Source organism: Aeromonas oralensis (assembly GCF_049665575.1).
In the GTDB taxonomy this organism is placed as follows: domain Bacteria; phylum Pseudomonadota; class Gammaproteobacteria; order Enterobacterales; family Aeromonadaceae; genus Aeromonas; species Aeromonas hydrophila.
In genome coordinates this window covers 4,116,216-4,137,004 of the sequence record NZ_CP187186.1, presented here as the reverse complement: position 1 = coordinate 4,137,004, position 20,789 = coordinate 4,116,216, and the positions used below count along the sequence as shown (strand labels likewise).

Genomic DNA, 20,789 nt, shown 5'->3' with positions numbered 1-20,789 from the left:
AGGAATTTGAGCTGTTAAGCGGATACGCCCATGATTAGACAAAGAACCTTGAAAACGAGTGTCCAGGCCACCGGTGTCGGCCTGCATTCGGGCCGGAAAGTCACAATGACGTTCCGTCCGGCGCCTGTTAACACAGGGATCGTTTACTTGCGTACCGATCTGAATCCTGTGGTTGAGCTGCCAGCCAATGCCGATCAGGTGCGTGATACCGTGCTTTGTACTGCTCTGGTCAATGAAGCCGGTGTCCGAGTCTCTACCATTGAGCACCTCTCTGCCGCGCTGGCCGGGATGGGTATCGACAACCTCTATGTCGAGGTTGATGCGCCCGAGATCCCGGTGATGGACGGCAGTGCGCACCCCTTTATCTACCTGCTGCAAGAAGTCGGTATCCGTGAACAGAATGCACCCAAGCAGTTTGTGCGGATCAAGCAGAGCATCCGGGTTGAAGACGGTGACAAGTGGGCGGAATTCCACCCCTATCGCAACGGCTTCAAAATGGATCTCGAGATCGACTTCCAGCATCCGGTATTTGAAGGACGCAATCAGCGTTGCGTGCTGGACTTCTCCGGTGCCTCTTTCGTGAAAGAGATCAGCCGTGCTCGTACGTTCGGTTTCATGCGTGACATCGAGTACCTGCGTTCCCAAAACCTGGCGCTGGGCGGTAGCCTGGAAAACGCCGTGGTGCTGGATGACTACCGGGTACTGAACGAAGATGGTCTGCGCTATGAAGATGAATTCGTCAAACACAAGATGTTGGATGCGATCGGTGACCTTTACATGTGTAACCGCAGCATCATCGGCGAATTCCGTGCCTACAAGACCGGCCATGCCCTGAACAACAAGCTGCTGCGTGCCTTGCTGGCCAAGCAGGAGGCCTGGGAACTGGTGACCTTCGAGGGTGAGGGCGACAAAGCGCCCATCGCTTACTACGATAACGGTCTGGTTCTGGCCTGATAGCTGTGCAACGGAACGTCGGTCCTCTCTCCGCACCGACGTTCCGTCATTTGTTTACTCCATTCTGTAATACCGATTATCTCCCGGTTTTATTTCCCGTGCGGGCCAATGGCCACACCTGACCGAGCAGACTGATTTCTATGAGCATTACCCTGATCCTCAATGGCAAGCAGCGACGCAAGTTGCACTTACCGAAACAACGTCTGGCTTGGGTCGGCGGTATCTTCTTCACTGTATTGGCCCTGAGTGGTGGCTGGCTCTGGCAGAGCTGGCATCAAAAAATGGAGGCGCTGGAAGTCGCGCTGGCCATGGCCGAACAGCAAAAATCCACGCAAGGGGCAGATGAAGCCCGCGAACAGCTTGCCATGCTGGCCGCCCAGGTGGGCACCATGCAGGGGCAGCTGGGTCGTCTCAACGCGCTCGGCGAGCGGCTGACCGAAAAGGCCGACCTCGATCCCGAAGAGTTCAATTTCAAGGAGCTGCCCCCCATGGGTGGCCCCTCCTATGATGCGGATCTGGAAGTCAGCCTCAACGAGCTGCAGGACTCCATGAAGCATCTCAGCCAGCAGCTCAGCAGTCGTGAAGAGCAGCTGTCGGTACTTGAATCTTTCATCATGAATCACCATATAACCGATGCCGGCTTTATTTCCGGAACACCGGTCAAGCAGGAGCGGGTTTGGGTCTCCTCTGGCTTCGGTGGCCGGGTCGATCCGTTCAACGGTCGCGCCAAGATGCACAAAGGGGTTGATTTCCGTGGCAAGCCCGGCACCCCCATTCTGGCGACGGGCCCAGGGGTTGTGAGCTGGGCGGGCCGTCATCCGGAATTTGGCAACATGGTGGAGATCAACCACGGCAATGGTTTGGTGACCCGCTATGCCCACAACTCCAAGTTGCTGGTCGAAGTGGGCACCCTGGTCGATGAGGGCCAGAAAATTGCCTTGATGGGACGCACCGGTCGCGCGACCGGGGTCCATTTGCATTACGAAGTGTTGAAAGATGGTCGTCAGGTGGACCCCGCGCGTTTTCTCAATGCCAGACGGGGTTAGGTTTTTTTCTCCAGGTTCCAGTGACGGAACACTTATATAACCAGAAATAGTTGGTACCCATGATTAGCACACTGCTTACCAAGATTATCGGCAGCCGGAACGACAGAACGCTCAAGGCTCTGCGCAAAATTGTAAAACAGATCAATGCGATGGAGCCTCAGTTCGAAGCTCTGTCCGATGCACAGCTGCAGGCCAAGACGGCCGAGTATCGTCAGCGTCTGGAGCAGGGTGAGACACTGGAGCAGTTACTGCCGGAGGCCTTTGCCACCGTGCGTGAAGCCTCTCGCCGGGTGTTCGGCATGCGTCACTTCGACGTGCAGCTGATCGGTGGCATGGTGCTGAACTCCAACCGCATCGCCGAGATGAAGACAGGTGAAGGCAAGACCCTCACCGCGACCCTGCCGGCCTACCTGAACGCCCTGAGCGGTCGCGGCGTGCACGTGGTGACCGTGAACGACTATCTGGCCAAGCGTGACGCCGAGGCGAACCGCCCGCTGTTCGCCTTCCTCGGCATGACAGTCGACTGCAACGTGCCCGGCATGGACGCGTCCCAGAAGCGTGACGCCTACGCCGCCGACATCACCTACGGTACCAACAACGAATTCGGTTTCGACTACCTGCGCGACAACATGGCGTTCTCGCCCGAGCAGCGCGTGCAGCGTCCGCTCAACTACGCGCTGGTGGATGAGGTGGACTCGGTGCTCATCGATGAAGCCCGTACCCCGCTCATCATCTCCGGCCCGGCTGAAGACAGCTCCGAGCTCTATATCCGCGTCAACAAGCTGATCCCGCTGCTGGTCAAGCAGGACAAGGAAGACTCTGAAGAGTACACCGGCGACGGCCACTACACGGTGGACGAGAAGAACCGCCAGGCATTGCTGACCGAGAACGGCCAGATTTTCGTGGAAGAGCTGCTCAAGAAAGAGGGGCTGCTGGCCGAGGACGACTCCCTGTTCTCCGCCACCAACATCAGCCTGCTGCACCACGTCAACGCCGGCCTGCGCGCTCACACCCTGTTTGAGCGCAACGTCGACTACATCGTCCAGAAGGACGAGATCGTCATCGTCGACGAGCATACCGGCCGTACCATGCCGGGCCGTCGCTGGTCCGATGGTCTGCACCAGGCGGTCGAGGCGAAGGAAGGGGTCAAGATCCAGAACGAGAACCAGACCCTGGCCTCCATCACCTTCCAGAACTACTTCCGTTTGTACGACAAGCTGGCGGGCATGACGGGTACTGCTGATACCGAAGCCTTTGAATTCCAGCAAATTTATGGCCTGGATACCGTGGTTATCCCGACCAACAAACCGATGGTGCGCAAAGACATGGGCGATCTGGTCTACCTGACCGCCAACGAGAAATATGCCGCCATCATCGAAGACATTCGCGGTTGTGTCGAGCGCGGCCAGCCGGTGCTGGTTGGTACCGTCTCCATCGAGAACTCCGAGCTGCTTTCCGGCATCCTGACCAAGGAGAACATCCCGCACAAGGTGCTGAACGCCAAGTTCCACGCCATGGAAGCGGAGATCGTCGCCCAGGCAGGTCAGACTGGCGCCGTCACCATCGCCACCAACATGGCTGGTCGTGGTACCGACATCGTGCTGGGCGGCAACTGGCAGGCAGAGATCGCCCAGCTGGAGAACCCGACCGAGGCACAGATCGCCGAGCTGAAAGCGTCCTGGCAGGTGCGTCACGATGCGGTATTGGCCGCCGGCGGTCTGCACATCATTGGTACCGAGCGCCACGAATCCCGTCGTATCGACAACCAGTTGCGCGGCCGTTCCGGTCGTCAGGGCGACCCGGGTTCCTCCCGTTTCTACCTCTCCATGGAAGATACCCTGATGCGGATCTTCGCCTCCGATCGTGTCACCGGCATGATGAAGAAGCTGGGGATGGAAGAGGGCGAGGCCATCGAGCACCCGTGGGTGACCAAGGCGATCGAAAATGCCCAGCGCAAGGTGGAAGGCCGCAACTTCGATATCCGCAAGAGCCTGCTGGAGTTTGATGACGTGGCCAATGACCAGCGCAAGGTGGTCTACGAGCAGCGCAACGAGCTGCTGGACACCAGCGACATCTCCGAGACCATCCACGTCATCCGTGACGATGTCTATGGCGCCATCATCGACGAGTACATCCCGCCGCAGTCCCTGGAAGAGATGTGGGACGTGCCGGGCCTGGAAGCCCGTCTGAAGTCCGACTTCGCGCTGGATCTGCCGTTGCAGCAGTGGCTGGCGGAAGACGACAAGCTCTATGAAGAGAAGCTGCGCGAGCGCATCCTGGATGAAGCCACCAAGCTCTATGCCCACAAGGAAGAGCTGGTCGGCAAAGAGGTGCTGCGCAACTTCGAGAAGGCGGTGATGCTGCAAACCCTGGACGGCCTGTGGAAAGAGCACCTGGCGGCCATGGACCACCTGCGTCAGGGTATCCATCTGCGCGGCTACGCCCAGAAGAACCCCAAGCAGGAGTACAAGCGCGAATCCTTCGATCTGTTCACCCAGATGCTGGAAACCCTGAAGCGCGACGTGGTCAGCATCCTGAGCCGGGTACAGGTTCAGGAACGCGATGTGGAGGCGATGGAAGAGCAGCAGCGCCAGCAGGCCGAAGCCGCTCCCCGCACCTACACCCATGCCGCGGCCGACAACCAGCTGGCTGACGACGAGGCCCAGGCCGAAGCGGCCCCGGTTACCTTCGTGCGGGATGAGCAGAAGGTGGGACGCAATGACCCCTGCCCATGCGGTTCAGGCAAAAAATACAAGCACTGCCACGGTCAGTTGACCTGATAGCGCAATGACGATGATGCACCGCCTCCGGGCGGTGCATTCATTTCCGGCAGGCAAAGAAGGAGAGCCGTGCGATGAGCAAGATGCCGACAGGATGGGATACTACTGCCCACAACAGCTGGCTGGCGGGCCAGCGCCAGGTTGCCATCCAGCAACTGCTGGCCCGGCTCAACGGCAGCGCGGCCAAGCCGATTGCCTTGCAGCTGCAGTTTGCCTATTACCTCTTTCTGTGCGATGACCCGGCTTCCGCGGCGCAGGTGCTGGAGATGGCCCACAAGGCCGAACCCGGCAATGACGAGGTGCTGCGCAACCTCTGCGCTTGTCTGTCGCGGGCTGGTCAGTACGAGCTGGCAGTGACACGCTTGCAAACTCTGCTGCAGCGCGTCCCCGACGATTTCCACGCGCTGGACGCCCTCTGCGCCTCGTTGGCCAGGCTGGATCGCCACGATGAGGCTGCCCAGGCGGGAACTCGCTCACTGACCCTGAAGGCCCGGTCAGCGGGCAAGGCGCCACCATCCTGGTCATTGCCTGCGGCAGAACCGGCCGTCTGGTTGGCCGATGGCAGTCGCAAGCCGGATGTCATCGCTTTTTCCCTGTGGGGCAGCGAGCCCCGCTATCTGCGGGGGGCCATCGACAACGTGCTGGCGGCGGCCTATCTCTACCCGGGCTGGCGGGTGCGTTTCTACGTGGATGAGAGCGTGCCGGCCGAGTTGCTCGCTGCGCTGCGCGAACTGGGGGTCGAGCTCTTGTTGCAACCTGCCGGTCAGCCTTTGCGACAGCGTCTGTGCTGGCGTTTCCAGGTGGCCAATGATCCACTGGTGGGGCGCTTCCTGGTGCGGGATGTGGATTCGGTGCCGGGCGTGCGCGAGCGACTGGCAGTGCAGGAGTGGCTTGCATCGACGCGCTGGTTTCATATCATGCGCGACTGGTGGAGCCATACCGACCTGGTGCTGGCAGGGATGTGGGGCGGGGTGGCTGGCGTATTGCCGCCGTTGTCCCCCCTGCTCGAAGGCTATCAGCCCGACGTGATGGAGACGCCGAACATCGATCAATGGTTTTTGCGCGACCGGCTCTGGGGTTATCTCTCGCAGAGCTGTCTGGTGCACGATCGCTGCTTCACGCCGCCAGGCGCCATACCCTGGCCGCAGCCCGCCCCTGGCGGGAGCGAGCATGTGGGGCAGGATATCTTTACGGCACAAAGGGAGCCGCAGGCCCGTCGGCTGGCGCCCTGGATTGCTCGTTTGCCGTGTTTACGTTGAGGACAATGATGGAACAGAAGAAACGGATCTGGGTGGCGGTCGGCGTCATCGAGAACGAACGGGGCGATATCTTTATCGCCAAGCGCTCCACCGATCGCCATCAGGGGGATCGCTGGGAGTTTCCTGGCGGCAAGGTGGAAGCCGGGGAAGATCTGCTTACCGCGCTGGATCGCGAACTGTGGGAAGAGATCGGGATCCGGGTACAGGATTGCGCCCCCTTCATGGAACTGCATCACGACTACCCGGACAAGCAGGTGCTGCTGGATATCTGGAAGGTGACCCGCTTCAGCGGCGAGCCGTTTGGCAAGGAGGGGCAGGAGTGTCGCTGGGTGCCGCTGGCTTCGCTGCACGAGTACCACTTCCCCGACGCCAATGGCCCGATTGTGACGCGCCTGCAGGCATCGCTGGCCGCACAGGGCTGATGTGAGCCGCAGTGCATACCAAAACAAAAAGGGCCGTATCGGCCCTTTTTGTTTGCTGGCTTACTGCCACAGCTCCCCTTCTTCGGGGTAGGGCAGCAGCTCCGGGTCTATTTCCCCCGGGATCCGCTTCTCCTCGTCGGCCCACTCGCCGAGATCGATCAGCTGGCAGCGCTTGCTGCAGAACGGCCGAAACGGGCTTTGCGGGCCCCATTCCAGCTCGGTTTGGCAGGTCGGGCACTTTACTTTGGTCACCATGAATACTCCTCAGCAGCAGGCAAGCTGGAAGGGGACATCACCGATCTGCTGCTCCGTAGTAGGCAGGAAACGCAGGGCGAACCGGTTCTTGTGGCCGCTCAGGGTGGGGTAGCACTGCTGGGTGCCGGTCAGACGGATGCGGATCAGCTCGGCGCTCTCGGCGGTATCCTGGAAGAAACCGTTGACGGCAACCTGCTCGCTGAAGTTGCCGGACTCACGCCACAGCCGCAGCAGCAGGGAGATGGCGTTCATCAACAGATTGATGTCGCTCAGCCACAGCTGCATCTGCTGATGACGGGCGATGGCAGGGGTAGCGAGCCAGTGGTGCAGTTGCGGCACGTCGAAGGCGCACAACCCGCCCGGAATGGAGAAGCGCTGGCGAATGGAGCCGAGCAGCCGATCCTCTTTCAGGCGGGCACCGGGACGCGGGGCACTCAGCAGGTTGCGGGAGAGCTGGGCGCTCTCCTGCTGCATCTGGCTGATCTGCTCCAGGTCGACATCGGGCAAGCTGGCCCAGTGGCTCAGGCGCTGGCCGAGGCGCTCCAGATCCTTGATCAGATCGGCGCGCAGGTCGCCGCGTTCCAGCAGCTCCTGCAGGTCAAACAGACCCTTGAAAAAGGCGATATGTGCCCAGGACTGGTCGCTTTCCAGATTGTCGCGGATCTGGGAAAACAGGGACTCCAGACGAAGATAGGTCCGGCTTTTTTCATTGAGGGGAAAATCGTAAATCATGCCTAATCCTGGCCAGCCATAAACCGGCCTAGTGTACTCACAGTTGGCTGGCTTGTTGAGAGGCAAATGCCAGATATGTCTCGTGCAGTGCTAAAATTCGGCTCTTTATCGCCTCGGGCGTGCCATTCTGGTTGTCCAGCACATCGTCGGCTGCCGCCAGTCGCTCGGCCCGGCTTGCCTGGGCGGCCAGGATGGCTTGGGCCTGTTCATGGCTCACGCCGTCCCGGCGGCAGGTACGCTCAATCTGGGTCGCTTCGTCCACGTCGATCACCAGTACCCGATTGGCCAGTGCCGTGAGCCGGTTTTCCACCAGCAAGGGCACTACGAGCAAGCAATAGGGGGAGCGAGCGGCGGCACACTGGCGCTGCATCTCGGTGCGAATGAGGGGGTGGAGCAGGGCGTTGAGCCAGCTCTTGGTCTGCGGGTCAGTGAAGACCCGCTCACGCAGCCGACGGCGATCGAGCTGGCCATCGGGGGTGATGACTTCTGGGCCAAAATGGGTAGCAATGGCGGCCAGAGCCGGGGTACCGGGCTCTACGACCTCGCGGGCGATGATGTCCGCATCCACTACTTCGATGCCGAGCTCGGCAAACTGATTGGCAACCGTGGTCTTGCCGCTGCCAATTCCGCCGGTGATTGCGACTACATACATGGGTCAGTGTTGCCTTGGTCAGAGAAACGTCGTGAGGTACCAGCGGGTGATGGTATCGCCCCACAGCAGCGCGATCCAGCCGGCGATGGCCAGATAGGGGCCGAAGGGGATGGGTTTGTTCTGATGATGGTTGCGCAGCAGAATGAGACCAATCCCGATGAAAGCGCCAACCAGCGAAGAGAGCAGCAACACGATGGGCAGTGCTTGCCAGCCGAGCCAGGCGCCCAGCGCCGCCAGCAGCTTGAAGTCGCCATAGCCCATCCCTTCCTTGCCGGTCAGCAGCTTGAAGGCCCAGTAGAGGCTCCAGAGCACCAGATAGCCAGCCATGGCACCGATCACCGCATCGGCCAGCGGTACAAATCCCCCAGTCAGATTGAACAGCAGACCGCCCCACAGCAGTGGCAGGGTCAGCTGGTCCGGCAGCAGCATCTTGTCCAGATCGATGAAAGTGAGTGCCACCAGTACCCAGGTGAGCAGCAGGGCGGCCAGTAAGCCCCAGCCCGGTGGGTATGTTGCGGCGACGACCAGCGAGAGGAGGGCCGTCAGCAGCTCTACCAGGGGATAACGGGCCGAGATGGGGGCCTGGCATTCACGGCAGCGCCCCTTGAGCCAGAGCCAGCTGAGCAGGGGGATGTTCTCCATGGCCGTGATGGCGTGGCCGCAATGGGGACAGGCAGAGCGCGGCACCATCAGGTTGTAGCGTTCTTCCTGCTGCGGCTGTGTTTCCGGATTGAAATAGCCGAGATATTCGGCCTGCCACTCCCGCTCCAGCATGATGGGCAGGCGATGGATCACCACGTTGAGAAAACTGCCGATCATCAGGGAAAAGAGAAATACCAGCGAGAAATAGAGCCAGGGCAGGCTGTGAAAAACGTCAGTGATAATCAACATTGAGTCTCGGATTGATGGGGGATCAGTGGATCACCGATCCCAGTTTGAAGATGGGCAGATACATGGCGACCACCATGCCGCCGACCAGAACCCCCAGCACCACCATGATGAGAGGCTCCAGCAGGCTGGTGAGGCCGTCGACCAAGTCGTCTACCTCCTGTTCGAAGATGGTGGCGACCTTGGAGAGCATATCATCGATGGCGCCAGACTCCTCGCCGATCATCACCATCTGGATCACCATGTCCGGGAACAGATCGACGGTGCGCATAGCCACGTTGATCTGCATGCCGGCCACCACCTCGTTACGAATGGCCATGACGGCAGTGCGGTAGACATAGTTACCAGAGGCGCCTGCCGCAGAGATCAGAGCATCCACCAGTGGGATACCGGCGGAGAAGGTAGTGGAGAGGGTGCGGGCGAAGCGCGCCATGGCGGCCTTGTGCAATATCATGCCGACCACGGGGATGGTCAGTACGAACTTGTCGGTGTTGTCCTTGACCTTCTGGGAGGCGCGCCAGGCGCGCACGTAGAGAAAGATGGTGAGCGCTATGCCGCCAAAGATCACATACCACCAGTTCTGCATGAAACGGGAGATGCCGATGACGAACTGGGTGAAGATGGGCAGCTCGGCGCCGAAGCTCTTGAAGATGTCCTCGAACTGAGGAATGACGAACAGCAGCAGGATGGAGGTGACGACAATGGCCACCAGGATGACCATGGTGGGGTAGAACATGGCTTTCTTGATCTTGGACTTGAGGGCTTCCGATTTCTCGCGATAGGTAGCGATGCGATCGTAGATGGTCTCCAGGGCGCCGGATTGTTCGCCAGCCTCCACCAGATCGCAGTAGAGATCGTCAAAGTGACGGGGATGGCGGCGCAGCGCTTCGGACATGGGGGTGCCGGTCTCCACATCGGCGGCAATCTGGCCCATGAGCTCACGCATGGCCGCCTTCTCGTGGCTGCGAGCGATGATCTGCAGGCTCTGTACCAGAGGTACGCCGGCTGACAGCATGGTGGTGATCTGGCGGGAGACGACGGCGATGTCCATCGGCTTGATCTTGGCGCCGCCCTTGGAGAAGAGCCCCTGGCTCTTCTTGCTCACCTTGGTGACGTTGACACCCTGTTTGCGCAGCTCTGCCTTGACCGTGTTGATGCTGTCGGCCTGCAATTCACCGGAGACCTTCTGGCCCTTGCGGTTCACCCCGCTCCAGCGAAAGGCGAAGACTTTCTTGGGGGCATTCTGTTTCTGGGTTAGCGTTGCCATCACTGCGTCCTGCAATGGGGCTCGGGTTGCTCTTCATGAGGAGAAGCAGCCTCGGCCTGATGGAAATCGCCAGGGCCGGCGGCACCTGGATGAATCGGCTGAGCGAAAGGTTCTGTCAGTTGGTTGTTACCCGGTTTATCTCCGCCAGACTGGTCACCCCAAGGCGGGCCTTCTCAAGGCCAGAGGTGCGCAAGGTGCGCATGCCCTCCTTCTGGGCGATGGCGGCAATCTGCAGAGAGTTGGCCCCCTGCATGATCAATTTTGCGATATTTTCAGACATTAGCATGATTTCGTAGATGCCGACCCGGCCCTTGTACCCACCCGAGCACTCTTTGCAGCCAACTGGTTTGAACAGCCGCAAGCCCGCGGCCAGCTGCTGCTGGGTAAAACCCAGCTCAAGCAGCTCAGCCTCTGGCACCACTTCGGGGGCTTTGCAGTGATCGCACAGTTTACGCGCCAGCCGCTGAGCCATGATCAGAGTGACCGAGGAGGCGATATTGAAGGCGGGCACCCCCATGTTCATCATCCGGGTCAGCGTTTCCGCCGCCGAGTTGGTGTGCAGGGTGGAGAGCACTAGGTGGCCGGTCTGGGCGGCCTTGATGGCAATTTCGGCGGTCTCCAGATCCCGGATTTCACCCACCATGACCACATCGGGATCCTGGCGCAAGAAAGAACGCAGGGCGCTGGCGAAGGTGAGCCCTGCCTTGGGATTGACCTGCACTTGGTTGACGCCGGGCAGGTTGATCTCCACCGGATCTTCGGCGGTGGAGATATTGACCTCGGTGGTATTGAGAATATTGAGGCCGGTATAGAGTGAAACCGTCTTGCCAGAACCGGTCGGGCCGGTCACCAGGATCATGCCCTGAGGCTTAGAGAGAGCACGCAGATATTGCGCCTTCTGCCGATCGTCAAAACCGAGCTGCTCGATATTGAGGCGCGCAGCGGAGGAGTCGAGCAGACGGATAACGATCTTTTCGCCCCACATGGTGGGCAGGGTGTTGACCCGCATATCCATCGATTTGTTGCGCGACAGCTTGAGCTTGATGCGACCATCCTGGGGCAGTCGCCGTTCGGCGATATCGAGCCGTGCCATCACCTTGAGGCGTGCCGAGAAGCGGTTGGCCAGATTGACCGGTGGAGTTGCTATCTCATGCAAGATCCCGTCTATCCGAAAGCGGATGCGGTATTTGGTCTCATAGGGCTCGAAGTGAAGGTCAGAGGCACCGCGCTTGATGGCATCCATCATGATTTTGTTGATGTATTTGACGATGGGGGCGTCATCGTCAGCTGTATTGACGCTCTCGTCGAGTCGCGACCCCTCATCCGACACCTCCAGTTCGGAAATCTCGGATTCGTCGATGTCCTCCATGCCGAGGGCATCCTGATCGCTCTCCATCAGCTTGCCGATGGCGGCGGTCAGCTTGTTCTCCTCGACCAGCAGAGCCTCGGTGTGCAACCCGAAGCTGAAGCCAAAGTCCTCCAGTGCCGACACATTGGTAGGATCCGACATGGCGATATAGAGGGTGTGGCCCTGAGTGTAGATGGGCAGGACGTGATGTTTTTCAATCAACTTCTGATTGAGGTATTTCTGCGGGATCTCGGCCAGGTCGAAGGCAGCAAGATCCAGCAGAGGTACCCCATACTCTAGCTCGCAGAAGTCAGCCAGTGCCTTGCTATCGAGGATTTCGTTTTCGATGAGAAAGGTCACAAAAGGTTTGCGCTGGGCCTTGGCTTGGCTCAGATAGCGTTGTGAGTCGGACTCACTGAGCAGGGAAGAGGCGGCCAGGCTTAATGCCAGGCCGCTATTCGGGCTGGAGGTCATGCTATATCAGCAAACACCAGCAGCGATGCAGGTTGAACTACTTACGACTGCCCAAGTTACCTGGCCGTTACTACCTGTGCCGTCAAGAATATATGTGTATGCTACAGGAGATACACCGGTTGCAGTAATGCGGGCTGCACTTGCTGCCCCCGTACCGACAGTCACACCACTAACATACCCGCTGGCGCCTGCTGCAGATGGAATACCCCCGCTGCTGTTTTGGTCACACAATGACATGTCACCACCAGTTTGGTAACAGACCTCGATTGCAGTTTTAAAAGCACCGGTTGCAGATACAACTTCGGTGAATTTGGCTTTTTGGGTATAGGTCTGGTAAGCCGGCAGTGCAACTGCGGCCAGGATGGCGACGATCGCGACCACGATCATCAATTCGATAAGGGTAAAGCCTGATTGTTTCTTCATTTCAAATATCCTTTTTGTCCTTGGTTCCTGGGAAGTGCCGGTGGAAAACTATCCACACGTCAGTATCTTATCCGAGCTGTTTGGCTTGGCAACAGAGGTCGGGGTCTTTGTTAACGATCTTTCTGTCATTTGCGAAAAATTTGATATAAATCATGGATAAAGAGTCCCTATCGACTCTTTTTTACTGGCGGGGATGGGTCCATCTCACACTCCTTTGCCGAGGGATCCTGCCTTAAAGAAAAGGCGCCCGTGGCGCCTTTTGCAAGTCCTTCATCTTGTTATATGTCCGCGACAAGATGGGGGCATGATGATGCCTCTTCGGCTAGATAAATCGCATCGAGAGATCCAGGGCCCGGACATGCTTGGTCAGTGCGCCGACCGAGATAAAATCGACGCCGGTGGCGGCATAGTCAGCCAGGGTATCCAGCGTGACGTTGCCAGATACCTCCAGCTTGGCCCGGTCCTGATTGAGGGCAACCGCCTCGCGCATCATGGGAATGTCGAAGTTATCCAGCATCACTATGTCGGCGCTTGCAGCCAATGCCTGCTCCAGCTCGACCAGGGATTCGACTTCTACCTCTACCGGTTTGCCCGGGTTGAGACGGCGGGCTTCGTTGATTGCTTCAGAGATGCCGCCACAGGCGAGAATGTGGTTCTCCTTGATGAGGTAAGCGTCGAACAGGCCGATCCTGTGATTCTTGCCGCCGCCGCAGGTGACTGCGTACTTCTGGGCGCTGCGCAGTCCTGGCAGGGTCTTGCGGGTATCGAGCAGCCGACAATCGGTATCTGCCAGCTCGGCCACGTAGCGAGCGGTAAGAGAGGCCACTCCGGAGAGGGTCTGCACGAAGTTCAGCGCATTGCGCTCACCGGTCAGCAACACGCGGGCTGGGCCGTGCAGGCGAAACAGCTCCTGATTGGGGGAGAGCACTTCGCCATCTTGTACCAGCCATTCAACTCTGACTTCGCCACCAAGCTGGACAAACACCTCATCGACCCAGGGCTGGCCGCAAAATACGCCAGCCTCGCGGGTGATGACCCTAGCGCTGGCGAGGCGATCCGCCGGGATCAGCTGAGCCGTGATGTCGGCGCTGGCATCCGGTTGATCCAACGGGGTGAGGGAATCGCCCAAGTCTTCGAGTAGTGCGGCGCGCACGGCGCGGCGGATGTCCTGTTGTAGCATGCCTTTTATTCCTGCAAAGGTCTGAGCAGCAACTGCCGCTCCTTTTGAACCAGCTCCAGCCGGCCGAGGGCGTTCATGCCTACCAGCACCTCGTCGCCAGCCGCTGCCGGATTGATGAAGATGGCCAGATCGTACAAGGTCAGTGGTCCCATCGCCAGCGTTTCGATGGTGCCGTTGCCGACCCGGATAAAGCCGGCTGCCGTATTGACCTGGCTGCTACCGCGGGCGGTCAGGCCAAGCCGCTCAGCGACCTGTTGCGGTACGGTAATGCGGGTTGCTCCGGTATCGAGCAGCAGTTGCACCGGCTGACCGTTGATGGCACCCTCCAGACGATAGTGGCCGCTGGCATCGGCCTTGAGCAGCAGGTCGCCGCTGGCGGTGACTGATGGTTGTTCGCGGGCATGAAAATAGAGGGTCAGCAATCCCATCAGGGAGAGCCAGGCCAGCAACCAGAAGCGGCGTGCCATCGGGTGCATATTCTTTCCTGAGTCAGCGGAAGATGGCTCAGCCTACCACAGTTGCCCGTTGTCATGAGGCGACTGCGATGAGCCTGAGAGATGGATCGCCTTGTTGCCTGTCCAGTGTTGCCAGATTCGCCATCCCATTGCAGAGCGAGTAGACAATGACTCAGCCTAAAATAGTTTTTTCCATTGATTCAGACGGTTGGTGTGAGCAAGCCCGCAAGGTGCCATCACCGCACCACAACGAGCGGACCACCCCGAGCGATATCTCCCTGCTGGTGGTGCATGGCATCAGCCTGCCGCCTGGCGAGTTTGGCGGTCCCTTCATCGATGATCTTTTCCTTGGGCGACTCGATCCCGACGCTCATCCCTATTTTGCCGGTATCCACCAGCTGCGGGTCTCGGCACACTGCCTGATCCGGCGCGACGGTGAGCTGGTGCAATATGTGCCGTTTGGTGCTAGAGCCTGGCATGCGGGAGTATCGAGTTGGCAGGGACGCGAGGCGTGCAACGACTTTTCCATCGGGATCGAGCTGGAAGGGACCGATGAGCAGCCCTACACGGATGCACAATATGAGGCATTGGTCGGGCTCAGCCGAACCTTGTCTAGCCATTACCCCGCCATTACGGCGGATCGCATCGTCGGCCATTGCGACATAGCGCCGGGGCGCAAGACGGATCCGGGTGACAGTTTCGAATGGCCGCGCTACCGTCAGGCACTCAACTTTAAGTAATTATTCTAAAAATAAGTTTGTGTTTTTAAAACAATGGCTTGCTTTTATGGCAGGCCATTTTTACTGGCTGTTGATCAAATGTTGCCTGTGAGCGATGTCAAAAATATTGGTCTGACCAATTTCTATGAGCTAAATCATAAATCCCTCTCTTTACCCCTTAAGTGGCAAGGTTGATTCTTGATTCAGATCATCTTTTGGGTGGACTTTTCCCATGCCCTCTGCTAATTTTCGCCCCATTCATGAAATTGGTAATACCAATTTAACAAAGCAGCCTCATGCCCTATCTCAAGATTACTCAACCCAAGTTGGCCGACGCCATTGTCGCCGAGCTGGAACAGATGATTCTGGAAGGCAGTTTGCAGCCGGGCCAGAAGTTGCCGCCCGAGCGGGAACTGGCCATCCAGTTTCAGGTGTCGCGCCCCTCGCTGCGCGAAGCCATCCAGCGCCTCGAGGCAAGAGGACTCTTGTATCGTCGTCAGGGCGGCGGCACTTACGTACAAAACGCCTTGAGCAAAGGGATCGCCGATCCCCTGTTCGAGCTGCTCAGCACTCACCCGGAAGCCCAGTATGACCTGCTGGAGTTTCGCCACGCACTGGAAGGCATCTGCGCCTACTATGCTGCGTTACGGGGTACTGACGCCGATTTCGAGCGCATCCGTCAGGTGCAGTCCGCCATCGAGGAGGCCGGCCAGCAAGGCTCGCTGGTCAGCGAATCCGCTGCCGTCACCCAGTTCTATCTGGCGGTGGCCGAGGCGTCCCACAACGTGGTGCTGCTGCATCTGCTGCGGGCCATGGGCCCCATGCTTGAGCAGAACATTTTACGCAATAACGAAATTCTGAATCGCCGTCCGGGAGTGGTCGCCAAGATCCGTCGCCATCGCGCGCATCTGATCGAGGCTATCCTGTCGGGGGCTCCGGAGCGGGCCAGGGCAGCTTGTCATGAGCACCTGGCCTTTATCGAGGACACCTTGTTGGATATGCAGAGGGAAGACAGCCGGATCCAGCGATCCATGCGTCGGATCCGTCAGCAGGAAAACTAATCCCACAAGGCTTTATTGTCGAATGCTTGCGCCCTTCGCCGTGCAATGCCGTGCAATCACAACAAAATAGGAACCAGCCATGTCTGATATCCTGAAGAACGATGTGGACCCGATAGAAACGCTGGAGTGGCTTGCCTCTCTGGAATCCCTGCTGCGTGAAGAGGGTCCCCAACGCGCTCAGTTCATCCTTGAACAGTTGGCCGAGAAAGCCCGCGCAAGCGGTGTGGACGTGGCTGCCAAGGCAAACCGCGATTACATCAACACCATCCCGTCCAGCGAAGAGCCGGACTACCCGGGCGACCTGGAGATGGAGCGCCGCATTCGCGCCATCATCCGCTGGAACGCCATGATGATCGTGCTGCGCGCTTCCAAGAAAGACCTGGACCTGGGTGGTCACATGTCTTCCTTCGCTTCTTCCGCGACCATCTACGAAGTCTGCTACAACCACTTCTTCCGCGCTCGCAGCGAGAAGGACGGTGGCGACCTGGTCTACTTCCAGGGTCACATCTCCCCGGGCATCTATGCCCGTGCCTTCGCCGAAGGTCGTCTGACCGAAGAGCAGCTGGACAACTTCCGTCAGGAAGTGGATGGCAAGGGTATCCCTTCCTACCCGCACCCGAAACTGATGCCGGACTTCTGGCAGTTCCCGACCGTCTCCATGGGTCTGGGCCCCATCGCTGCCATCTATCAGGCGCGTTTCCTGAAGTACCTGACCGACCGTGGCATCAAGGATTGCTCCGAGCAGACCGTTTACGCCTTCCTGGGTGACGGCGAGATGGACGAGCCGGAAGCCAAGGGTGCCCTGACCGTTGCTGTGCGTGAAAAGCTCGACAACCTGGTGTTCGTGGTCAACTGCAACCTGCAGCGTCTGGATGGTCCGGTTGTCGGCAACGGCAAGGTCATCAACGAGCTGGAAGGCCTGTTCTCCGGCGCTGGTTGGGACGTGACCAAGGTGATCTGGGGTCGCAAGTGGGATGAGCTGCTGAAGAAAGACACTTCCGGCAAGCTGATCCAGCTGATGAACGAGACCGTGGACGGTGACTACCAGACCATGAAGTCCCGTGATGGCGGCTACGTGCGCGAGCACTTCTTCAACCGTTATCCGGAAACCGCCGCGCTGGTCAAAGACATGACCGACGAGGAGATCTTCGCCCTGAACCGCGGTGGTCACGATCCTCGCAAACTGTTCGCCGCCTTCTCCAAGGCTGCAGCGACCAAGGGCAAGCCGACCGTGATCCTGGCCAAGACCATCAAGGGTTACGGCATGGGTGAAGCGGCCGAAGGCAAGAACATCGCTCACCAGGTCAAGAAGATGGACCTGGGCTCCGTGCGTCACCTGCGCGATCGTTTCAACCTGCCGGTCACCGACGAGCAGCTGGAAAACCTGCCGTACCTGAAGATCGAAGAGGGTACCGAAGAGCACAAATACCTGCACGCCCGCCGTGCCGCGCTGAAGGGCTATGTACCGACCCGTCTGCGCGAGAGTACCACCAAGCTGGAAATCCCGGCGCTGGATGCTTTCGGTCCGCTGCTGGGTGAACAGGCGCGCGAAATCTCCACCACCATGGCGTTCGTGCGTTCCCTGAACGTGATGCTGAAAGACAAGTCCATCGGCAAGCGCATCGTCCCGATTCTGGCTGACGAAGCCCGTACCTTCGGTATGGAAGGTCTGTTCCGCCAGATCGGTATCTACAGCCCGCACGGTCAGCAGTACACCCCGCAAGACCGCGACATCGTCTCCTACTACAAGGAAGACAAGCAGGGTCAGGTTCTGCAAGACGGTATCAACGAGCTGGGCGCCATGTCCTCCTGGCTGGCTGCTGCGACCTCTTACAGCACCAACGATTGCCCGATGATCCCGTTCTACATCTACTACTCCATGTTCGGCTTCCAGCGGATCGGCGACATGGCGTGGGCAGCCGGTGACCAGCAAGCCCGTGGCTTCCTGCTGGGTGCGACCTCCGGTCGTACTACCCTGAACGGCGAAGGTCTGCAGCACGAAGATGGTCACAGCCACATCCTGGCCAACACCATCCCGAACTGCGTCTCCTACGACCCGTCCTACGCCTATGAAGTAGCGGTGATCGTACAGGACGGTCTGCGTCGCATGTACGGTGAGAAGCCGGAGAACGTCTTCTACTACATCACCACCCTGAACGAGAACTACGCCATGCCGGCCATGCCGGAAGGCGCAGAGGAAGGCATCCGCAAGGGTATCTACAAGCTGGAAACCGTGGCCGGCACCAAGGCCAAGGTACAGCTGCTGGGCTGTGGCTCCATCCTGGGTCACGTGCGCACCGCCGCCCAGATCCTGGCCAGCGAGTACGGCATCGGCTCCGACGTGTTCAGCGTCACCTCCTTCAACGAGCTGGCTCGTGACGGTCAGGACGCGGATCGCTGGAACATGCTGCACCCGAACGCCGATGCTCGCGTACCGTACATCGCTCAGGTACTGGGTTCCGAAGCCACCATCGCCGCGACCGACTACATGAAGTCCTTCGCCGATCAGGTGCGTGCCTTCGTACCGACCGAGAACTACCGCGTGCTGGGTACCGACGGTTACGGCCCGTTCCGACAGCCGTGCCAACCTGCGTCGTCACTTCGAAGTGAACGAATTTTACGTGGTGGTTGCTGCCCTGACCGAACTGGCCAAGCGCGGCGAGGTCGACAAGCAGGTTGTGGCCGATGCCATCGCCAAGTACGGCATCGATGCCGACAAGGTCAACCCGCTGTACGCGTAAGAGGATCAAGTGTCGTGCCGGGACTCGCTGCCCGGCACGGCCTTGCAAAGGTTAACGCGAGAGACGCGTGACAGCAGTCGGTCACGCGGATGCACGCAAGAGGATAAAGCACAATGTCCAAACAGATTATGGTGCCGGATATCGGCGCCGATGAAGTTGAAGTCACCGAGATCATGGTGGCCGTGGGTGACAAGGTCGAACTCGATCAGTCCATCATCGCGGTAGAAGGCGACAAGGCCTCCATGGAAGTACCGGCCCCGTCCGCCGGTATCGTCAAAGAGATCCTGATCAAGGTGGGTGACAAGGTTGCCACCGGTTCCCAGATCATGGTCTTCGAAGCCGAAGGTGCTGCCGCACCTGCGCCGGTTCAGGCCGCTGCACCGGTTGCAGCCGCCCCGGCCGCCGCTCCTGCTGCTGCCGCTCGCAAAGACGTGCACGTGCCGGACATCGGTGACGACGAAGTGGACGTGACCGAGATCATGGTTGCCGTGGGCGACATGGTTGAAGCCGACCAGTCCATCATCGCCGTGGAAGGTGACAAGGCCTCCATGGAAGTACCGGCACCGTTCGCGGGCCGCGTGGTCGAGATCAAGGTTGCCGCCGGCGCCAAGGTCTCTACCGGTTCCCTGGTGATGGTCTTTGAAGTGGCTGGCGCCGCTCCTGCTGTTGCTGCTGCACCGGCCCAGGCTGCCGCTCCGGTGGCTGCTGCCCCGGTTGCCGCTGCTGCCAAAGAGGTCAACGTACCGGATATCGGTGGCGACGAAGTCGAAGTCACCGAGATCATGGTCGCCGTGGGTGACAAGGTTGAAGCCGACCAGTCCCTGATCGCCGTGGAAGGTGACAAGGCCTCCATGGAAGTGCCTGCACCGTTCGCCGGTGTGGTCAAAGAGATCAAGGTGAAGGCGGGTGACAAGGTCTCCACCGGTTCCCTGATCATGGTATTCGAAGTGGCTGGTGCTGCTCCGGTCGCCGCAGCTGCCCCGGTTGCTCAGGCTGCCGCCCCGGTCGCTGCTGCCCCTGTTGCCGCTGCACCGGCTCCGGTTGCCCAGGCTGCTGCCGCCTCCGATTTCGTTGCCAACGATGCCTACGTACACGCCTCTCCGGCCGTACGCCGTCTGGCGCGTGAGTTCGGTGTCAATCTGGCCAAGGTGAAAGCCTCCGGTCGCAAGGGCCGCATCGTCAAAGAAGACGTGCAGGCCTACGTGAAGGATGCGGTCAAGCGCGCCGAGTCCGCTCCGGCTGCAGGTCAAGGCACTGGCAACGGTAGCGGCATGAGTGTGCTGGCGTGGCCGAAGGTCGATTTCAGCAAGTTCGGTGATGTGGAAGAGGTCGATCTGACCCGCATCCAGAAGATCTCTGGTCCGAACCTGCACCGTAACTGGGTCATGATCCCCCATGTTACCCAGTTCGACGAAGCCGATACCACCGAGCTGGAAGCGTTCCGCAAAGAGCAGAACGCGATGCTCGAGAAGCAGAAGGCAGATGTGAAGATCACCCCGCTGGTGTTCATCCTGAAAGCCGCCGCCAAGGCGCTGGAAGCCCATCCGCGCTTCTGCAGCTCCCTGTCCGAAGATGGCAGCAAGCTGATCATGAAGAAGTACATCCACATCGGTGTGGCGGTGGATACCCCCAACGGTCTGGTTGTGCCCGTGGTGCGCGACGTCAACAAAAAGGGCATCATGGAGCTGTCTCGCGATCTGGCCGAGATCTCCAAGAAAGCTCGTGCCGGCAAGCTGACCGCTGCCGACATGCAGGGCGGTTGCTTCACCATCTCCAGCCTGGGTGGCATCGGCGGTACCAGCTTTACCCCGATCGTCAACGCGCCGGAAGTGGCCATCCTGGGCGTCTCCAAGTCCGAGATGAAGCCGAAGTGGAACGGCAAAGAGTTCGCGCCGCGCCTGATGCTGCCGCTGGCCCTGAGCTACGACCACCGCGTCATCGATGGTGCCGATGGAGCCCGCTTCATCACCACCATGAACGGCGTACTGTCCGACATCCGTCGACTGGTCCTGTAAGTGAGAGGGCGGGCCCAGAGCCTGCCCTTTTTACTTCTCATTTCGTTAACAGGATTGTAAACTTGCCCCGTTTTTTTCACGGCTGCAGCCGCCTCGTTCTGGTTTAAGACTGCGCTGT

17 protein-coding genes and 1 pseudogene are annotated in these 20,789 nt (G+C 59.5%); 9 read left to right on the top strand and 9 right to left on the bottom strand.

The annotated features are described in order from the left end of the window. The first annotated feature begins 30 nt into the window (after nucleotides 1-30). The 5 genes from lpxC (at nucleotide 31) to mutT (ending at nucleotide 6,461) form a co-directional block, all read left to right on the top strand. A complete protein-coding gene (lpxC, locus tag ACPDZI_RS19340; RefSeq protein WP_011707578.1) occupies nucleotides 31-954 on the top strand; it encodes a UDP-3-O-acyl-N-acetylglucosamine deacetylase in 924 nt (307 codons plus the stop codon). Nucleotides 955-1,094: 140 nt separating this feature from the next. Beyond that, nucleotides 1,095-2,000 (top strand): M23 family metallopeptidase, encoded by a 906-nt coding sequence (locus ACPDZI_RS19335; protein ID WP_016352175.1) that lies wholly within the window; start codon nucleotides 1,095-1,097, stop codon nucleotides 1,998-2,000. 59 nt (nucleotides 2,001-2,059) lie between these two features. Beyond that, entirely contained in the window at nucleotides 2,060-4,780 is a 2,721-nt protein-coding gene (gene secA, locus ACPDZI_RS19330) for a preprotein translocase subunit SecA (RefSeq protein ID WP_323884404.1), read from the top strand. Between the two features lie 74 nt (nucleotides 4,781-4,854). Then, nucleotides 4,855-6,039: a tetratricopeptide repeat protein gene (locus ACPDZI_RS19325; RefSeq protein ID WP_187268971.1), complete on the top strand. Its 1,185-nt coding sequence runs from the start codon at nucleotides 4,855-4,857 to the stop codon at nucleotides 6,037-6,039. Between the two features lie 8 nt (nucleotides 6,040-6,047). After that, a complete protein-coding gene (gene mutT / locus ACPDZI_RS19320) occupies nucleotides 6,048-6,461 on the top strand; it encodes an 8-oxo-dGTP diphosphatase MutT (RefSeq protein ID WP_438833639.1) in 414 nt (137 codons plus the stop codon). Between the two features lie 60 nt (nucleotides 6,462-6,521). On the opposite strand, the gene yacG is transcribed toward mutT, so the two are convergent. From yacG to ACPDZI_RS19275, 9 genes are all read right to left on the bottom strand, one after another. Beyond that, nucleotides 6,522-6,716: a DNA gyrase inhibitor YacG gene (gene yacG / locus ACPDZI_RS19315; RefSeq protein ID WP_438833638.1), complete on the bottom strand. Its 195-nt coding sequence runs from the start codon at nucleotides 6,714-6,716 to the stop codon at nucleotides 6,522-6,524. A 9-nt stretch (nucleotides 6,717-6,725) separates the two neighbouring features. Continuing rightward, entirely contained in the window at nucleotides 6,726-7,448 is a 723-nt protein-coding gene (gene zapD / locus ACPDZI_RS19310; RefSeq protein WP_024945431.1) for a cell division protein ZapD, read from the bottom strand. A 37-nt stretch (nucleotides 7,449-7,485) separates the two neighbouring features. Further along, nucleotides 7,486-8,100, bottom strand: a complete 615-nt coding sequence (gene coaE, locus ACPDZI_RS19305) for a dephospho-CoA kinase (RefSeq protein ID WP_438833637.1) — start codon at nucleotides 8,098-8,100, stop codon at nucleotides 7,486-7,488. Between the two features lie 18 nt (nucleotides 8,101-8,118). Beyond that, entirely contained in the window at nucleotides 8,119-8,991 is an 873-nt protein-coding gene (locus ACPDZI_RS19300) for a prepilin peptidase (RefSeq protein WP_331414179.1), read from the bottom strand. A gap of 22 nt (nucleotides 8,992-9,013) precedes the next feature. Next, complete coding sequence (locus ACPDZI_RS19295; protein ID WP_411637632.1) at nucleotides 9,014-10,255, bottom strand: type II secretion system F family protein; 1,242 nt, start codon at nucleotides 10,253-10,255, stop codon at nucleotides 9,014-9,016. 115 nt (nucleotides 10,256-10,370) lie between these two features. Then, nucleotides 10,371-12,077, bottom strand: coding sequence for a PilB family type IVa pilus assembly ATPase TapB (gene tapB, locus ACPDZI_RS19290; RefSeq protein WP_146061427.1), 1,707 nt, complete (start codon nucleotides 12,075-12,077; stop codon nucleotides 10,371-10,373). 6 nt (nucleotides 12,078-12,083) lie between these two features. Next, complete coding sequence (locus ACPDZI_RS19285; protein ID WP_429045189.1) at nucleotides 12,084-12,500, bottom strand: pilin; 417 nt, start codon at nucleotides 12,498-12,500, stop codon at nucleotides 12,084-12,086. A gap of 322 nt (nucleotides 12,501-12,822) precedes the next feature. Further along, nucleotides 12,823-13,680 (bottom strand): carboxylating nicotinate-nucleotide diphosphorylase, encoded by an 858-nt coding sequence (gene nadC, locus ACPDZI_RS19280; protein WP_438833636.1) that lies wholly within the window; start codon nucleotides 13,678-13,680, stop codon nucleotides 12,823-12,825. 5 nt (nucleotides 13,681-13,685) lie between these two features. Beyond that, nucleotides 13,686-14,156: a retropepsin-like aspartic protease family protein gene (locus tag ACPDZI_RS19275; protein WP_024944772.1), complete on the bottom strand. Its 471-nt coding sequence runs from the start codon at nucleotides 14,154-14,156 to the stop codon at nucleotides 13,686-13,688. A 146-nt stretch (nucleotides 14,157-14,302) separates the two neighbouring features. Here ACPDZI_RS19275 and ampD point away from each other — a divergent pair, with 146 nt between their 5' ends. From ampD to aceF, 4 genes and pseudogenes are all read left to right on the top strand, one after another. Then, a complete protein-coding gene (gene ampD, locus ACPDZI_RS19270) occupies nucleotides 14,303-14,875 on the top strand; it encodes a 1,6-anhydro-N-acetylmuramyl-L-alanine amidase AmpD (protein WP_241871659.1) in 573 nt (190 codons plus the stop codon). Between the two features lie 275 nt (nucleotides 14,876-15,150). Next, nucleotides 15,151-15,915, top strand: a complete 765-nt coding sequence (pdhR, locus tag ACPDZI_RS19265; protein ID WP_011707564.1) for a pyruvate dehydrogenase complex transcriptional repressor PdhR — start codon at nucleotides 15,151-15,153, stop codon at nucleotides 15,913-15,915. Nucleotides 15,916-15,994: 79 nt separating this feature from the next. Next, nucleotides 15,995-18,656, top strand: a pseudogene (gene aceE / locus ACPDZI_RS19260) (pyruvate dehydrogenase (acetyl-transferring), homodimeric type). A gap of 113 nt (nucleotides 18,657-18,769) precedes the next feature. After that, nucleotides 18,770-20,671, top strand: coding sequence for a pyruvate dehydrogenase complex dihydrolipoyllysine-residue acetyltransferase (gene aceF, locus ACPDZI_RS19255; RefSeq protein ID WP_194759158.1), 1,902 nt, complete (start codon nucleotides 18,770-18,772; stop codon nucleotides 20,669-20,671). Nucleotides 20,672-20,789 lie beyond the last annotated feature (118 nt).

What these genes read in the sequence shown, in the direction of transcription:
- ACPDZI_RS19285 (WP_429045189.1), bottom strand. Translation starts at nt 12,500, where the DNA reads ATGAAGAAACAATCAGGCTTTACCCTTATCGAATTGATGATCGTGGTC.
- yacG (WP_438833638.1), bottom strand. Translation starts at nt 6,716, where the DNA reads ATGGTGACCAAAGTAAAGTGCCCGACCTGCCAAACCGAGCTGGAATGG.
- secA (WP_323884404.1), top strand. Translation starts at nt 2,060, where the DNA reads ATGATTAGCACACTGCTTACCAAGATTATCGGCAGCCGGAACGACAGA.
- ACPDZI_RS19325 (WP_187268971.1), top strand. Translation starts at nt 4,855, where the DNA reads ATGAGCAAGATGCCGACAGGATGGGATACTACTGCCCACAACAGCTGG.
- coaE (WP_438833637.1), bottom strand. Translation starts at nt 8,100, where the DNA reads ATGTATGTAGTCGCAATCACCGGCGGAATTGGCAGCGGCAAGACCACG.
- ACPDZI_RS19275 (WP_024944772.1), bottom strand. Translation starts at nt 14,156, where the DNA reads ATGCACCCGATGGCACGCCGCTTCTGGTTGCTGGCCTGGCTCTCCCTG.
- lpxC (WP_011707578.1), top strand. Translation starts at nt 31, where the DNA reads ATGATTAGACAAAGAACCTTGAAAACGAGTGTCCAGGCCACCGGTGTC.
- ACPDZI_RS19335 (WP_016352175.1), top strand. Translation starts at nt 1,095, where the DNA reads ATGAGCATTACCCTGATCCTCAATGGCAAGCAGCGACGCAAGTTGCAC.
- aceF (WP_194759158.1), top strand. Translation starts at nt 18,770, where the DNA reads ATGTCCAAACAGATTATGGTGCCGGATATCGGCGCCGATGAAGTTGAA.
- zapD (WP_024945431.1), bottom strand. Translation starts at nt 7,448, where the DNA reads ATGATTTACGATTTTCCCCTCAATGAAAAAAGCCGGACCTATCTTCGT.
- ACPDZI_RS19300 (WP_331414179.1), bottom strand. Translation starts at nt 8,991, where the DNA reads ATGTTGATTATCACTGACGTTTTTCACAGCCTGCCCTGGCTCTATTTC.
- ACPDZI_RS19295 (WP_411637632.1), bottom strand. Translation starts at nt 10,255, where the DNA reads ATGGCAACGCTAACCCAGAAACAGAATGCCCCCAAGAAAGTCTTCGCC.
- tapB (WP_146061427.1), bottom strand. Translation starts at nt 12,077, where the DNA reads ATGACCTCCAGCCCGAATAGCGGCCTGGCATTAAGCCTGGCCGCCTCT.
- mutT (WP_438833639.1), top strand. Translation starts at nt 6,048, where the DNA reads ATGGAACAGAAGAAACGGATCTGGGTGGCGGTCGGCGTCATCGAGAAC.
- pdhR (WP_011707564.1), top strand. Translation starts at nt 15,151, where the DNA reads ATGCCCTATCTCAAGATTACTCAACCCAAGTTGGCCGACGCCATTGTC.
- nadC (WP_438833636.1), bottom strand. Translation starts at nt 13,680, where the DNA reads ATGCTACAACAGGACATCCGCCGCGCCGTGCGCGCCGCACTACTCGAA.
- ampD (WP_241871659.1), top strand. Translation starts at nt 14,303, where the DNA reads ATGACTCAGCCTAAAATAGTTTTTTCCATTGATTCAGACGGTTGGTGT.